The sequence below is a fragment of the Micromonospora sp. WMMD714 genome (genome assembly GCF_029581315.1).
Lineage (GTDB): Bacteria > Actinomycetota > Actinomycetes > Mycobacteriales > Micromonosporaceae > Micromonospora > Micromonospora rifamycinica.
Window position 1 is genome coordinate 2,929,433 of record NZ_CP120744.1, and the last position, 19,192, is coordinate 2,948,624.

At 74.5% G+C, this 19,192-nt stretch carries 12 protein-coding genes; 7 read left to right on the forward strand and 5 right to left on the reverse strand.

The annotated features are described in order from the left end of the window. Positions 1-48: 48 nt before the first annotated feature. Positions 49-4,137 carry an Ig-like domain-containing protein gene (locus O7625_RS13095; protein WP_282346143.1) on the reverse strand — a complete coding sequence of 1,363 codons (4,089 nt, stop codon included), beginning with the start codon at positions 4,135-4,137 and terminating at the stop codon, positions 49-51. A gap of 210 nt (positions 4,138-4,347) precedes the next feature. Further along, positions 4,348-6,651 (reverse strand): DUF4173 domain-containing protein, encoded by a 2,304-nt coding sequence (locus tag O7625_RS13100; RefSeq protein ID WP_282346144.1) that lies wholly within the window; start codon positions 6,649-6,651, stop codon positions 4,348-4,350. 134 nt (positions 6,652-6,785) lie between these two features. Here O7625_RS13100 and O7625_RS13105 point away from each other — a divergent pair, with 134 nt between their 5' ends. Beyond that, positions 6,786-7,751 carry a lytic polysaccharide monooxygenase gene (locus O7625_RS13105; RefSeq protein WP_282346145.1) on the forward strand — a complete coding sequence of 322 codons (966 nt, stop codon included), beginning with the start codon at positions 6,786-6,788 and terminating at the stop codon, positions 7,749-7,751. Between the two features lie 133 nt (positions 7,752-7,884). Here the strand turns inward: O7625_RS13105 and mgrA are convergent, their stop codons facing one another. Further along, positions 7,885-8,874: an L-glyceraldehyde 3-phosphate reductase gene (gene mgrA, locus O7625_RS13110; RefSeq protein ID WP_282346146.1), complete on the reverse strand. Its 990-nt coding sequence runs from the start codon at positions 8,872-8,874 to the stop codon at positions 7,885-7,887. 175 nt (positions 8,875-9,049) lie between these two features. On the opposite strand from mgrA, the gene O7625_RS13115 reads away from it, so the two are divergent. From O7625_RS13115 to O7625_RS13125, 3 genes are all read left to right on the forward strand, one after another. Then, positions 9,050-10,552, forward strand: a complete 1,503-nt coding sequence (locus tag O7625_RS13115; protein WP_282346147.1) for a magnesium chelatase — start codon at positions 9,050-9,052, stop codon at positions 10,550-10,552. A 2-nt stretch (positions 10,553-10,554) separates the two neighbouring features. Then, positions 10,555-12,510 (forward strand): VWA domain-containing protein, encoded by a 1,956-nt coding sequence (locus tag O7625_RS13120; RefSeq protein ID WP_282346148.1) that lies wholly within the window; start codon positions 10,555-10,557, stop codon positions 12,508-12,510. A 152-nt stretch (positions 12,511-12,662) separates the two neighbouring features. Then, positions 12,663-13,139: a hypothetical protein gene (locus tag O7625_RS13125; RefSeq protein WP_282346930.1), complete on the forward strand. Its 477-nt coding sequence runs from the start codon at positions 12,663-12,665 to the stop codon at positions 13,137-13,139. Here O7625_RS13125 and O7625_RS13130 read toward each other — a convergent pair. Then, entirely contained in the window at positions 13,104-14,156 is a 1,053-nt protein-coding gene (locus O7625_RS13130; RefSeq protein WP_282346150.1) for a helix-turn-helix domain-containing protein, read from the reverse strand. The genes O7625_RS13125 and O7625_RS13130 overlap by 36 nt on opposite strands. Positions 14,157-14,227: 71 nt before the next feature. On the opposite strand from O7625_RS13130, the gene O7625_RS13135 reads away from it, so the two are divergent. After that, positions 14,228-15,535: an MFS transporter gene (locus tag O7625_RS13135; protein ID WP_282346152.1), complete on the forward strand. Its 1,308-nt coding sequence runs from the start codon at positions 14,228-14,230 to the stop codon at positions 15,533-15,535. A 73-nt stretch (positions 15,536-15,608) separates the two neighbouring features. On the opposite strand, the gene O7625_RS13140 is transcribed toward O7625_RS13135, so the two are convergent. Next, positions 15,609-16,334: an RICIN domain-containing protein gene (locus O7625_RS13140; RefSeq protein WP_282346154.1), complete on the reverse strand. Its 726-nt coding sequence runs from the start codon at positions 16,332-16,334 to the stop codon at positions 15,609-15,611. A 138-nt stretch (positions 16,335-16,472) separates the two neighbouring features. Between O7625_RS13140 and O7625_RS13145 the strand changes: the two genes are divergently transcribed. Both O7625_RS13145 and O7625_RS13150 read left to right on the forward strand, forming a co-directional pair. Further along, complete coding sequence (locus tag O7625_RS13145; protein ID WP_282346156.1) at positions 16,473-17,855, forward strand: FAD-binding oxidoreductase; 1,383 nt, start codon at positions 16,473-16,475, stop codon at positions 17,853-17,855. After that, positions 17,852-19,189, forward strand: a complete 1,338-nt coding sequence (locus O7625_RS13150) for a class I SAM-dependent methyltransferase (protein WP_282346158.1) — start codon at positions 17,852-17,854, stop codon at positions 19,187-19,189. The genes O7625_RS13145 and O7625_RS13150 overlap by 4 nt, the downstream gene beginning before the upstream one ends. The last annotated feature ends 3 nt before the right edge of the window (positions 19,190-19,192 follow it).

Sequence of the window (19,192 nt, forward strand, 5' to 3'; positions counted from 1 at the left end):
TCCTGAGGGGAGGGGTCCGGGAGGACCCCTCCCCTCAGCGCCGGCTCGTCACGACCTGGTCAGGGTCACCTGCACCACCTCGCCCGGGCTCTGCCCGGCCGCGTTGCCGAAACCGACGGTGAGCGTCACGTCGAGTCGACCCGTCCTGACCAGGGTCTGCCGGTACGCGGGAGCAACCGTCACGGTCACCGTGACGGTGTTCGCCTTCGCCACCTGCCGGCTGACCGCCACCACCTTGTCACCGGTGAGGGTGAGGGTGCCGGCCGTGTTGACCGTCGCGGTGAGCGTGGCCGTACCCGAGGTGGGGCTGGTCTCGACCGAGTCGATCCGTACGGTCGGAGCCGGGGTCGCCGGATCGACCGTGCCGACGACCGGCTTGGAGAGCGTCGACTGCCCGGACGAGTCGACCACCATCGCCTGGAACCTGACCTGCCTGCCGGCGTCCTTCGCCGCCGGTGTCCAGTCGAACAGGTAGGGGGCGGTGGTGCTGGTGCCGACCAGGGTGCCGTTGACGAACAGGCTCGTCGAGGCGATGGCGAAGTCGTCGGTGCCCCGGATCAGCGGGTGCACCGTCGTCCCGACCCGGAGGACCGTGCCGCGTCCCGGGTCGGCCAGCTCGGCGGAGGGGGCGGCGTCGGCGACCCGGCCCACCGTGGTCGGTACCGCCGGTGGCGGGGTCGGCCGGCGCTTGGTGACGGTTACCGTGGCGCTGCCGGTGCCGTCCACGCCGGAGATCGCCTCGACGCCGGTGTCCGGGACCGCCGGGCCGCCCGGCACCGGTGGCCCGGCGCCCAGGTAACTGCCGGTCAGCGCGAACGGGGCGCCCTCGCGTACCGCGGTGTTGTCGGCGTTGGCGTTGTAGACGGCGAACCCGTTGCCGGTCAGCACGTTACGGGTGCCGGTGAGCGCACCGGCCGTCTCGGTGCCGGCGTCGGTCAGCAGGATGCCGTACGACCGGGACGGGGCGGGCCGGTAGTAGTTCCCGGTGATCCGGCTGGTGTTGACGAAGCCGTCCGTCCCGCTGGTGTAGGCGATGCCGATCTGTGGGAACCGGCTGTTCGGTTCGCCGGTGACGACGGTGTCGGTCACGTACCCGTGCTGGCGGATGCCGGAGCGGACGGTGGTCTCGGGGGTGCCGTCGCGGCCCCGCGCGCCGTCGAAGAGGATGCCGCCGGACTGGTAGCCGCTGACCACGCTGCCGGTGACGGTCAGCTCGCTCTCGACGGTGCCGGTGCCCGCCCCCCGGATGATGCCGGTCTTGACGATGCCCCAGCCGTGCGGGTGGGCGGCCAACTCCTCGTCGGTGGTCGCCACCCGCAGCGGGCCGACGACGCTGTCCGCCACCCGGCCGGCCGCGCCGAAGAACGCGATGCCCGCCTCGGCCCAGACGTCACCGGAGGTCACGGTCACGCCGGAGAGGTCGAGGAACATCTCGTTGGTGTCGGTCGAGCCGAGCGACTGCCGGGACACGGTGATCACGTTGCCGCCGCCGTCACGCAGGTACGGCTGGTCGCCGGCCAGGTCGCCCAGCGACGGGTCCGGCTTGATGGTGACCTTGTCCGCACCGGCCCCCTTGATCTTCAGCGGCTTGGTGATGGTCAGGCCGTTGCGCGCCCCGGTCTGCACCGGGTTGGACGCATGGTTCACCGGCGTCGACGACTCCTGGTAGACGCCCGCGCACACCACGATGGTGTCCCACGGCGAGGCGAAGTCGACGGCCCGCTGGACGGAGGTGAAGTCGGCCGTCGGGCACTGCTTCCGGTCGTCGTCGACCGTCCAGGTGGTGTTGCCCTGCGGGTTGGCCACCGGGTCGACCAGCGCGACATTGCCCGGGGAGTTGTCGTACCCGGCGAGGTGGGTCGCCGGGTCGGGGCCGCCGAGGGCGGACGGGCCGTGACCCGCGCCGTCGGCCCGGTCACCGTCGGACAACAGGGACGCCCCCGCGTCGGATTCCTGGAAGCGTACGTCGGCCAGCTCGATCGAACCGGACTTCGGCAGGTCACCCACCCCGAACCGGAGTTCCAGCTTCGCCAGCGCGCCGACGTCGACGCCCTGCGCCGCGAACTCGGCCAGCGGAACCCGGATCTGGTCCAGGACGATGTGGGTGTTCGGGGTGTTCGTGCCGGTCGACATGTGCAGGGCATTGCCCCAGCGGGGATCCCCGGCGTCGACGGTCCCCTCGTGACCGGCGGCGTCCCGCAGCGCGATCTGGAACCGCTGGGTCGTCGAGGCCGGGTCGTACGACGTGGGCTTCTCGTTGGGCCACACCGGGTTGGCCGGGGTGCCGTCGACGGTGGTGTCCCGGGTGTTGTCGCCCCGGTTGTCGGCACCCGGGTTACGGGTGTCGAAGAAGTTGACGGCGGCGCTGAGCGCCAACGCCTTGAGGTGCCGTACGTCGCCGGACGCGGCCGGGATCGCGGCGGTCAGCGACGCGGCCGAGCCCGGCTCCCAGGCGAGGGTGAGCTGGCGGCCGTAGGAGTGGTTGACCGGGCTGTTCTCCCGGGTGCCGTTCTGCCCACCGAGCGCTCCCGCCGCCGGCAGCGGGCAGGGCTTGGCGGCGGTCGGCAGCCCCGTCTTCCCGAGCTGTGCCGGGGCGAAGTCCTGCGGCTCCGGGTTGCACCAGTCGTAGCCGCCGGGGGTGCTCGCCGGTTTCGGGGTGACCCCGGCGGCCTGCGCGTACGGGTCGGCGAAGCCGCTGCCGGTCAGCGTGCCGCCGAGGGCGTTACGGGTCAGCGGGTTGTTCACCTCGGGCCGGATCACGTCCACCCGCTCCTGCGGGGCGGCGAAGTAGCTGGTGTTGACCCGCTCGTTGCATCCGATCGCCGTGCCGGACGGGCTGGTCGGGCAGGCCGACGCCGGGACCTGCAACCCGCCGGGGGTGTTCGCCAGCTCGCCGGTCAGGTAGGGCTGGAACGCGCCCTCGCCGCCGACGTAGCGGCGGAAGAACGCGGCCATCGTCGCCAGCCCCAGCTTCTCCTGGTCACCCATCCGCGCCGGGTCGCCGGAGAACTTGGTGTTCACGGCCGGGTTCAGCGGGTCGGAGTTGTCGATGGCGTAGTTCAGGGCCGGGTCGGTGTAGCTGGCCGCGCCGCTGAGCCGCAGGTTGTGCGGGTGGATGTTGTTGGTCGCGAACGGCGCCGAGTTGCCGCAGGCCGCGTCGTTGTTGGCCTGGCCGTCCGCGCCGCCGTCGGCGTACCAGACGGTGTTGTACCAGTTGTGGATCGCGCCGAGATGCTCGACCTGGATGCGGGGGAACGGGTCACCCGGGTTGACGTACTGGCTGCGCTCGAAGAGCCGCGCGCCCTGGAGGTTGGAGACGTCGCCGTCGCACATCGGCAGGATCGACAGGTACGGCATCCCGTACGGGGCCTTGCGCTCGTAGTCCACCGGGGCCAGCGAGATCACCCCGCGCAGCGGGTAGCGCGGCCCGTCGGTGCGGATGCGGTTGTAGTCGATGAAGCTGGACACCGCGTCACCGCCGCGCGAGTGTCCCATCAGACCGATCCGGGTCAGGTCCAGGCGACCGGAGAGCGTGGTGCCGACGGTGGTGTGCTCGTCGACCGGCAGGCCGCCGGGGCGGTTCGCCGCGCCGAGCGCGTCCAGGGTGGCGGCGATCAGCATCCGGCGGCTGTGCATGCCCTTGCCCTTGTTGCCGTCCTGCCGCATCATCAGCTGGTCCTGGGACACCGAGAAGGTGGTGTAACCCCAGGTGGCGAGGTTCTCCGCGAGGTAGGCGTAGCCGTTCTCGTTGTGCTTGAACTGGGCGCAGGTGAGCTGGGCGGTGTCCTGACCGGAGTCGCACGAGCCGTGGTTGCCGTGCACCAGCACGAGCACCGGCGACGGCGTACTGCGCCGGGTGAAGTCCGGGGTGTGGAGCTGGCCCCGGATCTCGATCCGCTCCGGGGCCTGCGCGGTCCCGGCCGTCGGGTCGGCGCCGGAGGAGTTCGGTTCCTGGATGCTGGCGAGGCCGAACTTGGCCTCCTGGACGGCCCGGTGACCGAAGGGTCCGCGGGCCGTCGGGTCGGGCAGGTCGGTCGCGGTCGCCGGGGGCGGCGCGACCGCGGCGGGTGGGGCCGCGGTGGCCGGCCCCGCCAGGGCCACCGGGGCCGTCACCGCGACGATCACCGAGAGGAGCACGCGCGTGCTCCTCGATGTTCGTACCGTCAAAGGAGTCTCCTCGGAGCGAGTTGAGCGTTCGACGGTCGCGAACGCTAACCAGCCCCGGTTTCTCCGAGGTTTCCGTTGACAGCTGTTTTCTGGTTGATCGAATACTGTCCTACCAGGGGAAATGCGCCCTCGACGGTAACCCGGCGGGTAATCGGACGGGTCGACGAGCGGCCGGGATGGTCAGCGCGGGGTGCGGCTGGTCTTCGGCAGGTCGAACTGGTCGGCGGCCTTGCAGTCCTTCTGCCCGCCGATGGCGCGTGGACCCAGCCGGTCCAGCTCGGCACGGGCCCGGGTACGGCCGAGGTTCCAGGCGTACCACGGATCCGGCTCGGCGAGGTCGTCGTCGATCCAGCTCAGCGTGCAGCGGCGGACCCGGTCCGGCAGCTTGGCCAGGGCCGGGGTGGCGTCGGCGGAGAGCGCCCGCAGGTACCAGGCGTCGATCTTGCCGGTCTGCTCGTACCGGGCGACGTTGCGGCGGGCCGCGTAGTCCTCGGGGTTGAGCACGGCCAGGCTGAGCAGCATCACCACGGCCAGGCCGACGGTCGCGCCGGGGATCCAGCGCCCCCGCCACCGCACGCCCGCCGCCAGGATCATCAGGAAGACCGCGCCGAGCAGCAGCTCGAAGGCCATCACGAAGATCCGCTCCCCGGTGAAGCTGTAGACCTTCTGGTACGTGTACATCCGGGACAGCGCCGACACCACGATCACCACGCTGAGTGCGCTGAGCAGCCCGAGCAGGACCCGCAGCAGGATCCGTTCGACCCGGGTCTCCCGCCGGGCCCATTGGCTCACCCCACCCAGTACCGCCACGGTCAGCAGGGTCACCACGGTCAGTTGCCAGAACCCGCTGCGGGCGTACTCGGCGTAGCTCAGGCCGGCGGTGCGCAGGACGTGCCGCTGACCGCCGAAGAGCACGGTGAACTGCACCGCGACGAAGCCGACGAAGAGCAGGGTCAGCGCCGCGATGGCCGGGAACCACTCCAGCGTCCCCCACCGGCGGCGGCCCTCCCGGTCGACGGTGGACAGGTCCGGCGGGGCGGCCAGGGTGTAGACGGCGGCGACCGCGATCAGCCCACCCACGGCGGCCAGGAACAGCCAGCGGACCACCGTGGGAACGTTGATCTCGGGTACGACCGCACCGAGCACCTCGTTGAAGGCGGCGTCGGCGGAGGAGAGCAGCAGCCCGAAGACGAGCAGCACCAGCACCGTGGCGACCACCGAGCCGACGACCCGACGCAGCACCTGGCCGGTGCCGGTCGCGGTGACGTGCCGGCGTACCCAGGGCAGCCCGCGTAGCGCCGCGAACGGCGCCGCGACCAGGCTGAACAGGATCGAACGGACCTGCCGGCCGCCCACGATGGCCAGTGTCGCGCAGCCCAGCGCCCCGAACACGCAGAAGGTCACCAGCCACCAGGCGTTGCGGAAGGCCAGCACGGCCAGCAGCGCCAGCGCGGCCACCGCCCAGCCGCCCCGGATCAGGCGGTCGGTGCGGGTCAGTGCCCCGGTGCTCTTCCGGACGGCGGCGACCACCCCGGCGGTGAGGATCAGCCAGCCGAGGAACCAGCCGATGCCGGTGCGGCTCAGCGGGACGAAGAACGCCACCCCCAGCGCACCGGCGAGCACCGCCGCCGGCACCGCCCATCCGCTGCCGGGTCGGGGACCGGGCCACCGGGTGCTGAGGAACGACGGCGGTGGCGGCTGCGGGATCCAGGGCGTCGGTGACCCGCCCCAGTGCGGGACCGGCCGTCCACCGGCCGCTGCGGCGGCCCCGGCGCGCGGTGCCGGAACGGTCACCCCCTGGCCGGAGCTGGCGGCGGCCCCCTGGCCGGCTGTCGTCGCCGGTGGTTCGGCGGGTACCGGCCCGGCCGGTGCGGAAACCCCGCCGGCCGGCGCGTCACCGGCCGCCGCGGCCGGACCTCCGTCGCTGCGCGCGGTCGGCGCGGCAGGGTCCGCGGTGGCGGGACCGGGCTGCGTGGGCGCGGTGGCGGCGGTGGGGCCGGGCTGCGTGGGCACGGTGGCGGTGGCGGGGCCGGGCTGCGAGGGCACGGTGGCGGGTTCCGGCCGGGTCGGCGCGGTGGCGGGGGCCGGCTGCGCGGGTGCCCTGGACGGGGAGAGCGCCGCTGTCGGCGTGGCAGCGGCAGCGGCGGGCTCCGGCTCGTCTCGGTCGCCCGCCGGGGCGTCGGTGCGGTCTCGGTCGCCCGCCGGGGCGTCGGTGCGGTCTCGGTCGCCCGCCGGGGCGTCGGTGCGGTCTCGGTCGCCCGCCGGGGCGTCGGTGGTCGCCGGCACCAGGGGCAGGAAGAGGGCGTACCCGAGGGTGCCGTCCGGCACCTGGACCGGGATGGCCCACCCCGGCGCACCCTCCTGACCGGGCCACCTGATCGCCGGTGGCATCCCCTCCAGCGCGGGCAGGGCCAACAGATACGGCGATCCGGGCGGCGTCGGGCTGCCGCCGGGGGAGTCTGACGTCGGCTCCGGCTCGGACACGGTGTGCTCCTTGCTACGGGAAGTGCGGTCACTGTAGAGCGAACCGGTCCTCGTCGCGGCCCCGTCACCGGCACGGCGCGTCGAAACGTCGAACCTTTGCCGGCCCGCGTCCGTACCAAGGGCGGGAGGACCAGATGACCGTACGCCGAACGCTCGCCGCCCTCGCGGTCGTGGCGGTGACCGTGCTGCTCGACGCGGCTCCCGCCGCCGCGCACGGCGCACCCACCAGCCCGCTGAGCCGTTCGGCGGCCTGCGGCCCGCAGGGGCCGCACGTCTCGACGCCGGCCTGCCGGGCGGCGGTGTCGGCGGGTGCGGCGCTGCGCGAGTGGGACAACATCCGGGTGTACGGCGTCGCGGGCCGGGACCGGGAGCGCATCCCGGACGGCGAGCTGTGCAGCGGTGGGCTCTCCGCCTACCGGGGGTTGGACCTGGCCCGGGCGGACTGGCCGGCGACCGAGCTGACCGCCGGCGCGAAGTACGTCTTCCGCTACCGGGGCACCATCCCGCACAAGGGCACCTTCCGGCTCTACACCACCCGCCCGGGGTACGACCCGCAGACCCGGCTGCGCTGGGCCGACCTCGACACCATCCCGTTCCTGTCGGTGACCGACCCGCCACTGCGGGACGGGTCGTACCAGATCCCGGGGCGGCTGCCCGCGGGGCTGACCGGCCGGCACCTGATCTACACGGTGTGGCAGAACTCCGACACCCCGGACACCTACTACTCCTGCTCCGACGTGCTGTTCCGGCCAGCGGCCGGGGTGCTCGCGGCCAGCCCGGCCGACGCCGCCGCGGCCACGTCGTCGCCCGTGCCGGGTGGTGCCGCGACGACCGGTGCCGATCCGGCCCCGGCTGACTCCGCCGACGCCGCCTCGGACGTCGGCGGGTCGGTCGGCGCGGGGGAGGAGGCCGGCGTGCCGGTGGCGTCCGTGACCCGGGTCGGGGGCGGCGACCTACGGCTGGTGGTGGGCGCGGCGGTGGTGCTGACCGTGCTGGTGGTGGCGCTGGTGGCGACCCGGCTGCGCCGCCCGGCCCCGGTCCCGCCCGGCCGCCCCTGCGGCGTCCGCAACCACCGCGCCGGCCGCCGCCGCATCTGGTGAGCCACCGCCGGTTGACCGGCCGCATGATCCACACAACCGCGCCGAAGTAGCGGTATCCGCACGCGCGGACACCGCTACTTCAGCCCACGCGCGCCGACCCGGCTCGGCCCGGCTCGGCCTGGCTCGGGGGCGGTCAGCTGAGGAGGCGGTCGATCTCGGCCAGTTCGTCGGGGGTCAGGTCGGGGTGGGACAGGGCGGCGACGTTGCCCTCCAGCTGGGCGACGCTGCTCGCCCCGATGATCAGGCTGGTCATCCGCGGATCCCTCAGCGCCCAGCAGAGGGCGAGCTGGGCGAGCGTCTGCCCGCGCCGCTCGGCCAGCCCGGCGAGGCCCCGGACGGTGGCCAGCTTCTCGTCGGTCACGTCGGTCTCGTCGAGGAAGACGCTGGTGCGGGCCCGGGAGTCCGCGGGGATGCCGCCGAGGTAGCGGTCGGTGAGCAGCCCCTGGGCCAGCGGACTGTACGCGATGCAGCCCGCCCCGACCTCGGCCAGCGTGTCGAGCAGCCCGTCGGCCTCGGTCCACCGGTTGAACATCGAGTACGACGGCTGGTTGATCAGCAGCGGGGTGCCCAGGTCACGCAGGATGGCGGCGGCCCGCCTGGTCTGCTCCGCGTCGTAGTTGGAGACGCCGACGTAGAGCGCCCGGCCGGACCGGACGATGGCGTCCAGCGCGCCCATCGTCTCCTCCAGCGGGGTGTCCGGGTCGAAGCGGTGCGAGTAGAAGACGTCCACGTAGTCCAGGCCCATCCGCCGCAGCGACTGGTCCAGCGACGAGATCAGGTTCTTGCGGGATCCCCACTCGCCGTACGGGCCGGGCCACATCAGGTAGCCGGCCTTGCTGGACACCACCAACTCGTCCCGGTACGGCTTCAGGTCGGTGGCGAGCAGCCGGCCGAACGCCTCCTCCGCCGCGCCGGGTGGCGGGCCGTAGTTGTTGGCCAGGTCGAAGTGGGTGACACCGAGGTCGAACGCGCGTCGGACGATGTCCCGCTGCCGGGCGAACGGGCGGTCCGGCCCGAAGTTGTGCCACAGCCCGAGGGAGATCGCCGGCAGGCGCAGGCCACTGCGCCCGCTGCGGCGGTAGGTCATCTGGTCGTAGCGGTCGTCCGCGGCGAGGTAGGTCACGCCGTCGACCCTAGCCCCGCCCGCCGACGGGACGTTCACCCTGGTCGCGCCCGGGTGGTCCGTCCCGTCGGGCGATCTGCGGCCCCGGTGACGCCGCCCGGCCGGCGGCCCGGGAGACCGGCGGCCGCAGGGACGGTCCCGGTGACGGCGGCGGCGGACGCGGGACCGCGCTAGCGTGGGACGGGTGACTGCGCCCAACCAGGCTCTCCCGGTCCCGCCCGCCGACCTGCCGGGCACCCTCGGCGCGCTGCGCGCCGCCGGCCACCGGTACCAGACCGTCAAGCAGGAACTCCGCCACAACCTCCTCGCCCGGATGCGCTCCGGTGGGGACCGTTTCCCCGGCATCGTCGGCTACGACGACAGCGTGCTGCCCGAGGTCGAGCGGGCGCTGCTCGCCGGCCACGACATGGTGCTGCTCGGCGAGCGCGGCCAGGGCAAGACCCGACTGATCCGTTCGCTGGTGGCGCTGCTCGACGAGTGGACCCCGGTGCTCCCCGGCTCGGTGCTCAACGAGCACCCGCTGCACCCGCTCACCCCTGCCTCCCGCGCGCTGGTCGCCGAGGCCGGCGACGACCTGCCGATCGCCTGGCTGCACCGCTCGATGCGGTACGGCGAGAAGCTCGCCACCCCGGACACCAGCGTCGGTGACCTGATCGGTGACGTCGACCCGATCCGGCTCGCCCAGGGTCGTACCCTCGGCGACCCGGAGACCATCCACTTCGGGTTGGTGCCCCGGACCAACCGGGGGATCTTCGCCGTCAACGAGCTGCCCGACCTGGCCGAGCGGATCCAGGTGGCGCTGCTCAACGTGCTGGAGGAGCGGGACATCCAGGTCCGCGGCTACCAGCTCCGGCTGCCGCTGGACCTCTTCCTGGTGGCCAGCGCCAACCCGGAGGACTACACCAACCGGGGCCGGATCATCACCCCGCTCAAGGACCGCTTCGGTGCGGAGGTGCGGACCCACTACCCGGTCGACCTGGACCTGGAGCTGGCCCTGATCCGGCAGGAGGCCGACCTGGTCGCCGAGGTGCCGGAGCACGTGCTGGAGGTGCTGGCCCGGTTCGCCCGCGCGGTGCGCGAGTCGCCGTCGGTGGACCCGCGCTCCGGCGTCTCCGCCCGGTTCGCCATCGCCGCCGCCGAGACGGTCGCGGCTGCCGCGCTGCGCCGCGCCGGCCTGCTCGCCGGTCCCGCCGGCTCCCGGGCCGCACCGCCCGGCTCCGCGTCCGCTGCCGGTGACAGCACGGTACGCGAGGAGTCGCCGGTCGCCCGGGTCGGTGACGCGGTGTCGGTGACCTCGACGCTGCGCGGCAAGGTCGAGTTCGAGAGCGGCGAGGAGGGGCGGGAGACCGAGATCCTGGGCCACCTGCTGCGGACCGCGACCGCCGAGACGTTCCGGTCCCGGCTGGCCGGGTTGGACCTCTCCGGCTTCACCGCCCTGGTCGGCGAGGGGGCGGTGATCGAGACCGGGGAGCTGGTCTCCTCGGCGGAGCTGCTGCGCCAGGTCGGCACCGTGCCGGGGCTGGCCAAGGCGCTGGACCGGTTGGGGCTGGGCGACGCGCCCACCCCGGAGCAGGCCGCCGCCGGTGTCGAGTTCGTGCTGGAGGGGCTGCACCTGACCCGCCGGCTCGGCAAGGACGTCACCGAGTCCGGTCGTACCGTCTACGGCGGTCGGAGCTGAGCATGGCCGGCAACCGGTTCCGGTACGGCCAGTGGCAGGGCGGCCCCGACCCGCTCGCCCCGCCGTACGACGTGCGGGCCGCGGTGGACGCCGTCGGCGCGGAGGTGCTGGCCGGGGGCAGCCTCCGGGAGGCGCTACGCGACCTGCTGCGCCGTGGCCCGCAGGGCCGGGGCGGCCTGGACGAGCTGGCCGCCCGCGCCCGTCGGCTGCGCCGGGAGGCGCTGCGCCGGGGTGACCTGGACGGCGCGGTGACCCGGTCCCGGGCGCTGCTCGACCAGGCCCTCGCCGCGGAGCGGGACGCGCTGCGCGGGCGTACCGACGACGACGCCCGGTTCGCCGAGACGGTGCTGGACAACCTGCCCCGGTCCACCGCCCGCGCGGTGCAGGAGCTGTCCGGGTACCGGTGGACCAGCGACGAGGCCCGGCAGGCGTACCAGCGGATTCTCGACGGGCTGCGCGGGGAGGTGCTGGAGCAGCGGTTCGCCGGGCTGCGCGACGCCGCGCGGGCCGCCGGGGATCCGGCCGTGCAGGCGCAGCTCGCCGAGATGATGCACGACCTCAACGACCTGCTGGCCCGGCACGCCCGGCACGAGGACACCACCGACGCGTTCGCCGAGTTCATGCGGCGGCACGGCGAGTTCTTCCCGGAGCAGCCGCGCGACGTCGACGAGCTGGTCGACGTGTTGGCCCGCCGGTCGGCCGCCGGCCAACGTCTGATGCGGTCGCTGTCGGACCGGCAGCGCGAGGAGCTGGCCGGGCTGATGCGGCAGTCGCTCGGTGACCGGCTCGCCGGTGAGCTGTCCGCGCTCGACGCCCAGCTGCGCGCGTTGCGCCCCGACCTGGACTGGCAGCGGGGCGAGCGGGTCCGGGGCGACCGGCCGCTCGGCTACGGCGAGGCGGCCGGGGCGCTGGACGAGATCGCCGAGCTGGACGACCTGCTCGACTCCCTCGACCAGGAGCACCCCGGGGCCACCCTGGACGACGTGGACGTCGACGCGGTGGCCCGGACGCTGGGCCGCGACGCCGCCGACGACGTAACCCGGTTGCGGGAGCTGGAGCGGGAGCTGCGTCGGCAGGGCTGGGTGGGCCGGGACGCCGAGGGGCTGACGCTCAGCCCGAAGGCGCTGCGCCGGCTGGCGGGCACCGCGCTGCGCCGGGTCTTCGCCGACCTCACCGCCGGCCCGCGCGGCCAGCACGACCTGCGGACGGCCGGGGCGGCCGGCGAGGTCAGCGGGGCCTCCCGGCAGTGGGAGTACGGCGACGAGCAGCCGCTGGACGTGGTACGCACGCTCACCCGGGCGGTCCGCCGGGCCGGTCCCACCGTGCCGCTGCAACTCGCCGTCGAGGACTTCGAGGTGGTGGAGACGGAACGGCGGGCGTCGGCGGCGGTGGCGCTCTGCGTGGACCTGTCGTACTCGATGGTGTCGCAGGGGCGGTGGGGGCCGATGAAACAGACGGCGCTGGCCCTGTCGCATCTGATGGCGACCCGGTTCCCGCAGGACGCGTTGCAGATCGTCGGCTTCGGCCTGGAGGCGATGCCGTTGACGCAGCAGCAGCTGGCGGCGGCGGAGCCGGACATGCGGCAGGGCACCAACCTCCAGCACGCGCTGCGGCTGGCCGGTCGGCACCTGCGCCGCCATCCGGGGGCGGAGCCGGTGGTGCTGGTGGTCACCGACGGCGAGCCGACCGCGCACCTCGACCCGGACGACGGCGAGGCGTACTTCCAGTGGCCGCCGCTGCCGGAGACGGTCCGGGCCACCGTCCGCGAGGTGGACCGGCTGGCCCGTGCCGGGGTCACCCTCAACCTCTTCCTGCTGGGTGAGGATCCCGACCTGCGGCGCTTCATGGACGCGGTGGCCCGCCGTGCCCGGGGCCGGTTGTTCACCCCCGACCTCGGTGACCTGGGCGAGTACGTGGTCTCCGACTACCTCCGTTCCCGGGGCGCCGCCGGGCGTTGACGCCGGCCGGGCCGGTGCCGGGCGTCGACGCCGGCCGGGCCGGTGGCGGGCGTCGATGCCGGCCGTGCCGGTGCCGGGCCGGGCTGCCCGTCCGGGTGACCCGGCCCGCACAACCCCCCGCCCGAAGGGGTGTCGCGGGGTTGACTGGACGGGTGGAGAGCGCGGGGCTGCGAGCGGCGTACCGGAGTGTGCTCGCCGAGGTGGAGGCGGGCGGCTTCGGGGCGGCCGGGCCGGGCGGGTGGGACGCGGCGCGGATCGTGGCGCACCTGGTCGCCAACGACGGGCTGATGAGCGAGGTGTCCGAGGCGGTGCTGGCCGGTGCGCCGTTCGCCTTCTACGACCTGGCCGGCGTCCACCGGCCGGAGCTGGACGCCCTGGTCGCCGAGTGCGGCGGCCTGCCCGGCCTGACCACCGTGCTGCGGGCCACCAGCGGGCGGCTCTGCGCGCTGGTGGACCGGCTCGGCCCGGCCGCCGACACCCCGGTCGAGACGCACCTGCGGGAGGGTTTCGAACTGGTCGTCGACGAACCGCTGCCCTGGTCGCGCACGCTCGACCTGCACGCCCGGGTGCACCTGCCCCGGCACCTGGCGCAGCTACGGATGCTCCGCGACCAGCCGCAACCCGCCTGAGCCCGGGGCCGGGACGGGTGGTGAGCCGTCGGGCCGGGTGCCGGAGCCTGCGCGGCGGAAGGTCCGGCGGTAGGCCGACGGGGAGACCCCGATCCGGGTGTGCAGCCGCTGGCGCAGTGCGGCGGTGGTGCCGAAGCCGGCCCGCCGGGCCACCTGCTCGACGCTCAGGTCGGTGGTCTCCAGGAGCAGCCGGGCGTGGTCGGTGCGCTGCTGGAGCAGCCACTGCGCCGGGCTCAGCCCGGTCTCCGAGCGGAAGTGCCGGGTGAAGGTGCGGACGCTCATCCGGGCGTGGGCGGCGAGTTCCCGCAGGGTGACCGGCTCGTGCAGTCGTTGCCGGGCCCACTCCCGGGTGGTTGAGGTGCCGCTGGCCGGGGTGCGGGGCACCGGTCGTTCGATGTACTGGGCCTGGCCGCCGTCGCGCCACGGCGGCACCACGCACCGTCGGGCCGCCCGGTTGGCCACCGCGCTGCCGTGGTCGCTGCGCACGACGTGCAGGCAGAGGTCGATCCCGGCGGCGACGCCGGCCGAGGTGAGCACCCGGCCGGCGTCGATGAAGAGCACGTCCGGGTCGAGGTCGACGGTCGGGTGGAGCCGGCGGAAGTGGTCCGCGTACGCCCAGTGGGTGGTCGCCGGCAGCCCGTCGAGCAGCCCGGCGGCGGCGAGCGCGAACGCGCCGGTGCAGATCGACATGATCCGCGCGCCCCGCCGGTGGGCGGCCCGCAGCGCCACGGTCACCGCCGGGTCGATCGTGCCGTCGGTCATCGGGGCGCTGCCGTGCAGGCCGGGCAGCACCACCGTGTCGACGGTGGCCAGCAGGTCGAGCCCGTGGTCGGGGAGGACCCGGAAGCCGGCGGAGCTGCGCACCGGCCGGCCGCCGGGGGTGCAGGTGTCGACGGTGTAGAGCGGTCGCCGGTCGGCGTCGCGGGCCGCCCCGAAGACCTGCGCCGGGGTGCCCAGGTCGAGGCCGACCACCCCGTCGAGAGCGAGCACGCCGATCCGGTGCGGCACGAGGGTCATGGCCCGATTATTGCGTACGATGGCTTTCCGGCCACTCACCACCGGGTCGGGCCGCCGCCGAGACTCGGAGCATGACCCGAGCCCGTCTCCACCCGGCCTGGACCGTGGCCGCCGTCGCCTTCGTCGCGCTGGTCGGCGCGGCCGGCTTCCGCGCCACCCCGTCGGTGCTGCTGCACCCGCTGCACGCCGAGTTCCGCTGGCCGCTGGCCACCATCTCCGCCGCCGTCTCGGTCAACCTGCTGCTCTACGGGCTGACCGCGCCGTTCGCCGCCGCGCTGATGGACAGGTTCGGCATCCGCCGGGTGGTGGCCGGCGCGTTGGTGCTGGTGGCCCTGGGCAGCGGGCTGACCGTCTTCATGACCGCGAGCTGGCAGCTGATCCTCTGCTGGGGCGTGCTGGTCGGGCTGGGCACCGGCTCGATGGCGCTGGCCTTCGTCGCCACCGTCACCGGGCGCTGGTTCGTCCGCCGCCGTGGGCTGGTCACCGGGGTGCTCACCGCCGGTGGGACCGCCGGCCAGCTGGTCTTCCTGCCGCTGCTCGCGGTGCTGGTCCGCGACCACGGCTGGCGGACGGCGGCACTGGTGGTGGCCGGGGCCGCCCTGGCGGTCGTACCCCTGGTGGCCTGGTGGTTGCGGGAACACCCGGCGGACCTCGGCCTGCCCGCCTACGGCGCGACCGAGGTGACGCCCCGGCCGCCCTCGACCGGCGGCGCCGCCGCGCGGGCGGTGGCCGCGTTCGCCGCCGCCGCCCGGACCCGCCCGTTCTGGCTGCTCGCGGGCGGCTTCGCGATCTGCGGGGCGACCACCAACGGCCTGGTCGGCACCCACTTCGTGCCGGCCGCGCACGACCACGGCATGCCGCAGACCACGGCGGCGGGCCTGCTCGCCCTGGTCGGGCTCTTCGACATCGTCGGGGTCGTCGCCTCGGGCTGGCTCACCGATCGGATGGACAGCCGGTTGCTGCTCGCCGGCTACTACGGGCTGCGCGGGCTGTCGCTGTTGCTGCTGCCCGCCCTGTTCACCGGCGGCACCGGGCCCAGCATGCTGGTCTTCGTCGTCTTCTACGGGCTGGACTGGGTGGCGACCGTGCCGCCGACGGTGGCCCTGTGCCGGGAGTACTTCGGCGAGTCGGCGGCGGTGGTCTTCGGCTGGGTCTTCGCCGCGCACCAGTTCGGGGCGGCTGCCGCGGCGACCGGCGCCGGCCTGGTCCGCGACCGGCTCGGCGACTACGCGCCGGCCTGGTACGCGGCCGGGGTGCTCTCGATCGGGGCCGGGGTGCTGTCGCTGCTGCTGCGACGCGGACGCCGGTCGGTGCCACCACCGTCGCTGCCGGTGCCGGTGCCCGCCGGGCACACCGGCGCCTGGAGCTACCGGGGCTGACCGGTGGAAGGGGAACCGCATGCCGACCTACCCCGCCGGCCGGTCAGCCGAGGGTCCACCGCCGACCGGCCGGTCAGCCGAGGGTCCACTGCTGGCCGGCGGCGGCGGTGCAGGTGGCCTGCACCAGGTCGTCGCCGGGCGCGGTGCCGCCGTCGCGGACCTGTGCACACCGGCCGGACCCGACGCCGACCAGCAGGACCGGCCCGGTGCCGACCGGGGCCAGCCGCCACTGCTGGTTGGCCTGTCCGTGGCAGCCGAACTGCTGGAGCCGTGCGCCGTCGTCCCGGCTGCCGCCCTCGACGTCGAGGCACTGCCCGTGGCCGGCGTTGGTGAGCGTCACGAGGTCCGGGGCGACCGGGTTGGCGACCCACCGCTGTTCCGGCCCACCGGTGCAGACGGCCAGCTCGGCGGTGGCCGTCTCGCCGCCGCCGTCGGTGCCGAGGCAGAGGCCGGAGGTGACCGCGCGCAGCACGATCGGCCCGGAGACCGGGGCCGGGGTGGTCGGCGACGGGCTGGGGGTGGGGGTGGGCGACGGGGTCGGGCTGGGCGACGGGCCGGTGGCCGGCACCGCCTCGGTCGTCGTGCCGGGGGTCGGTGCGGCGGCGGGCACCACCGGCTGCCCGTCGCCGTCGCCGCCGCCCAGCACGCCGGTGGCGAAGAACACCCCCAGCAGTACGCCCGCCAGCCCGGTGACCAGCGCGAACCGCATCAGCGGATCCCGGGGCGGTGCGGGCCGGGCAGCCGGCCGACCGCCGTACACGGTGCCGGACGGGTCGCGGTGGGGATCGGGGACGGCCATGGCGGAATGGTGACCCACCGACGGGGTCGACGGCCAGTCGGCCCACCGCCTGGTGACCCGGTCGACGACCGGCCGCCCCGATGGACGGTCGGTGCGGGGTGTCCCCCCGGAACGCCGCTTCGCGCGTAAGGTGATCTCATGCGCGCACAGCGTGATCATGAGCTGGCGGTGGACACGTTGCGGCGGTCGTACGCCGCCGTGCCTCCCGGGCACCCCGTACGGTTGGCCAAACGTACCTCCAACCTGTTCCGACCCCGGTCGGCCACCGGCACCCCCGGGCTCGACGTGAGCGGGCTGGACGGCGTCCTGTCGGTCGACCCGGTCGCCCGTACCGCCGACGTGCAGGGCATGTGCACCTATGAGGACCTGGTCGACGCGACCCTCCCGCACGGGCTGATGCCCCTGGTGGTGCCGCAGCTGCGGACGATCACCCTGGGGGGCGCGGTCACCGGGCTGGGCATCGAGTCGACGTCGTTCCGCAACGGGCTGCCGCACGAGTCGGTCGTCGAGCTGGACGTCCTCACCGGTGCCGGGGAGGTGGTCACCGCCCGTCCGGACGGGCCGCACGCCGACCTGTTCGCCGCCTTCCCCAACTCGCTGGGCAGCCTGGGGTACGCCACCCGGCTGCGCATCGAACTCCAGCCGGTGGGTCGGGCGGTGGCCCTGCGCAACGTCCGGTTCAGCCGGCTGGCGGAGCTGACCGACGCGATCGCCGACGTGGTCGCCAAGGGCGAGTGGGAGGGCCGCCCGGTCGACGCGATGGACGGCGTGGTGTTCAGCCCCGGCGAGTCCTACCTGGTGCTCGGCTCCTTCACCGACGAGCCGGAGCGGCTCAGCGACTACACCGGCCAGGACGTCTACTACCGCTCGTTGCGCCGCCGGGTGCGGGACACCCTGAGCGGTCACGACTACCTGTGGCGGTGGGACACCGACTGGTTCTGGTGCTCGGCCGCGTTCGGGGTGCAGCACCCGGTGGTGCGTCGGCTCTGGCCGGCCCGCTGGCGGCGCAGCGACGTCTACCACCGGCTGGTCCGGCTGGAGCACCGCTACCAGGTGGCGGCCCGGGTGGACCGGTGGCGGGGCCGACCGGCCCGGGAACGGGTCGTCCAGGACGTCGAGATCCCGCTGGACGCCACTGCCGAGTTCCTGCGCTGGTTCGACCGCGAGGTGGGGATGACCCCGGTGTGGCTCTGCCCGCTACGGCTGCGGGAGCCCGCCGGCCCCGGCTCGGCCCGGGCCTGGCCGCTCTACCCGCTGCACCCCGGCCGGACGTACGTCAACATCGGATTCTGGGGCAGTGTGCCGATCGCGGCGGGTGCCGCCGACGGCGACGTGAACCGCTCGATCGAGCGGGCGGTGTCGGAGCTGGGCGGGCACAAGTCGCTCTACTCCGACGCGTACTACGACCGGGCGGCCTTCGACCGGCTCTACGGCGGGGAGACCTGGCGTGCCGTCAAGGACCGCTACGACCCGGACCACCGGCTCACCGGACTCTACGAGAAGGCGGTTGCACGAAGATGAGCCTGACCGACCGAGAACACGGGGCGGCGGGCGCCCCGGCCAGCCCACCGGCGGGAGGTCGGCCCGGTCCGACCGTCGCCGACGTCGTCCGCGCGGTCACCACGGGGGACCTGCCGGTCCGCGTCACCGGTTACGACGGCAGCGCGATCGGCCCGGCCGACGCCGGGATCACCCTCGACGTCCGCTCCGAGCGGGGGCTGTCCTACCTGCTCACCGCCCCGGGTGACCTGGGCATGGTGCGGGCGTACGTCAGCGGTGACCTGGAGCTGGGCGGGGTGCACCCCGGCGACCCGTACGAGGCCCTGAGCGTCCTGTCCGACCTGCGGTTGCGGATTCCCCCGGTGGCCGAGGCGCTGGCCCTGGCCCGCGGGCTGGGCTGGGAGCGGCTACGGCCCCCGCCGGCCCCACCGCAGGAGGCGCTGCCCCGCTGGCGGCGGGTGATGGGCGGGCTGCGGCACTCCCGGGGCCGGGACAGCACCGCCATCTCGCACCACTACGACGTGTCGAACGCCTTCTACGAAAAGGTGCTCGGCGACTCGATGACGTACACCTGCGCGGTGTACCGCAGCCCGACCGACACCCTGGAGCAGGCCCAGGCGGCCAAGTACGACCTGGTGGCCGGCAAGCTGGCGCTCCAGCCGGGGATGCGCCTGCTGGACGTCGGCTGCGGCTGGGGCGGGATGGTCCGGCACGCGGCCCGCGAGTACGGCGTACGGGCGATCGGGGTGACCCTGTCCCGGGCGCAGGCGCAGTGGGCGCGGGCGGCCATCGAACGGGAGGGCCTGACCGGGCTGGCCGAGGTGCGCCACCTCGACTACCGCGACGCCCCCCGGGAGCAGTTCGACGCGGTCTCCTCGATCGGGTTGACCGAGCACATCGGGGTGCGCAACTACCCGGCGTACTTCCGCGCCCTGCGGGACCGGCTGCGTCCCGGTGGCCGGCTGCTCAACCACTGCATCACCCGGGCCGACAACCGCGCCCCGCACCGGTCGGGCGCGTTCATCGACCGGTACGTCTTTCCCGACGGCGAGCTGGCCGGGCCGGGCCGCCTGATCGGCGAGGTGCACGACGCCGGGTTCGAGGTGCACCACGAGGAGAACCTGCGGCAGCACTACGCGCTGACGCTGGCCGCCTGGTGCCGCAACCTCGTGGCGAACTGGGACTTCTGCGTCGACGAGGTGGGCCTGGGCACGGCCCGGGTCTGGGGCCTCTACATGGCCGGGTCGCGGTTGGCCTTCGAGCGCAACGGCATCCAGCTGCACCAGGTGCTGGCGACCCGGAACGGGCCGGCGGGTGGCAACGGCTACCCGCTGCGCCCGGACTGGACGCCCTGACCG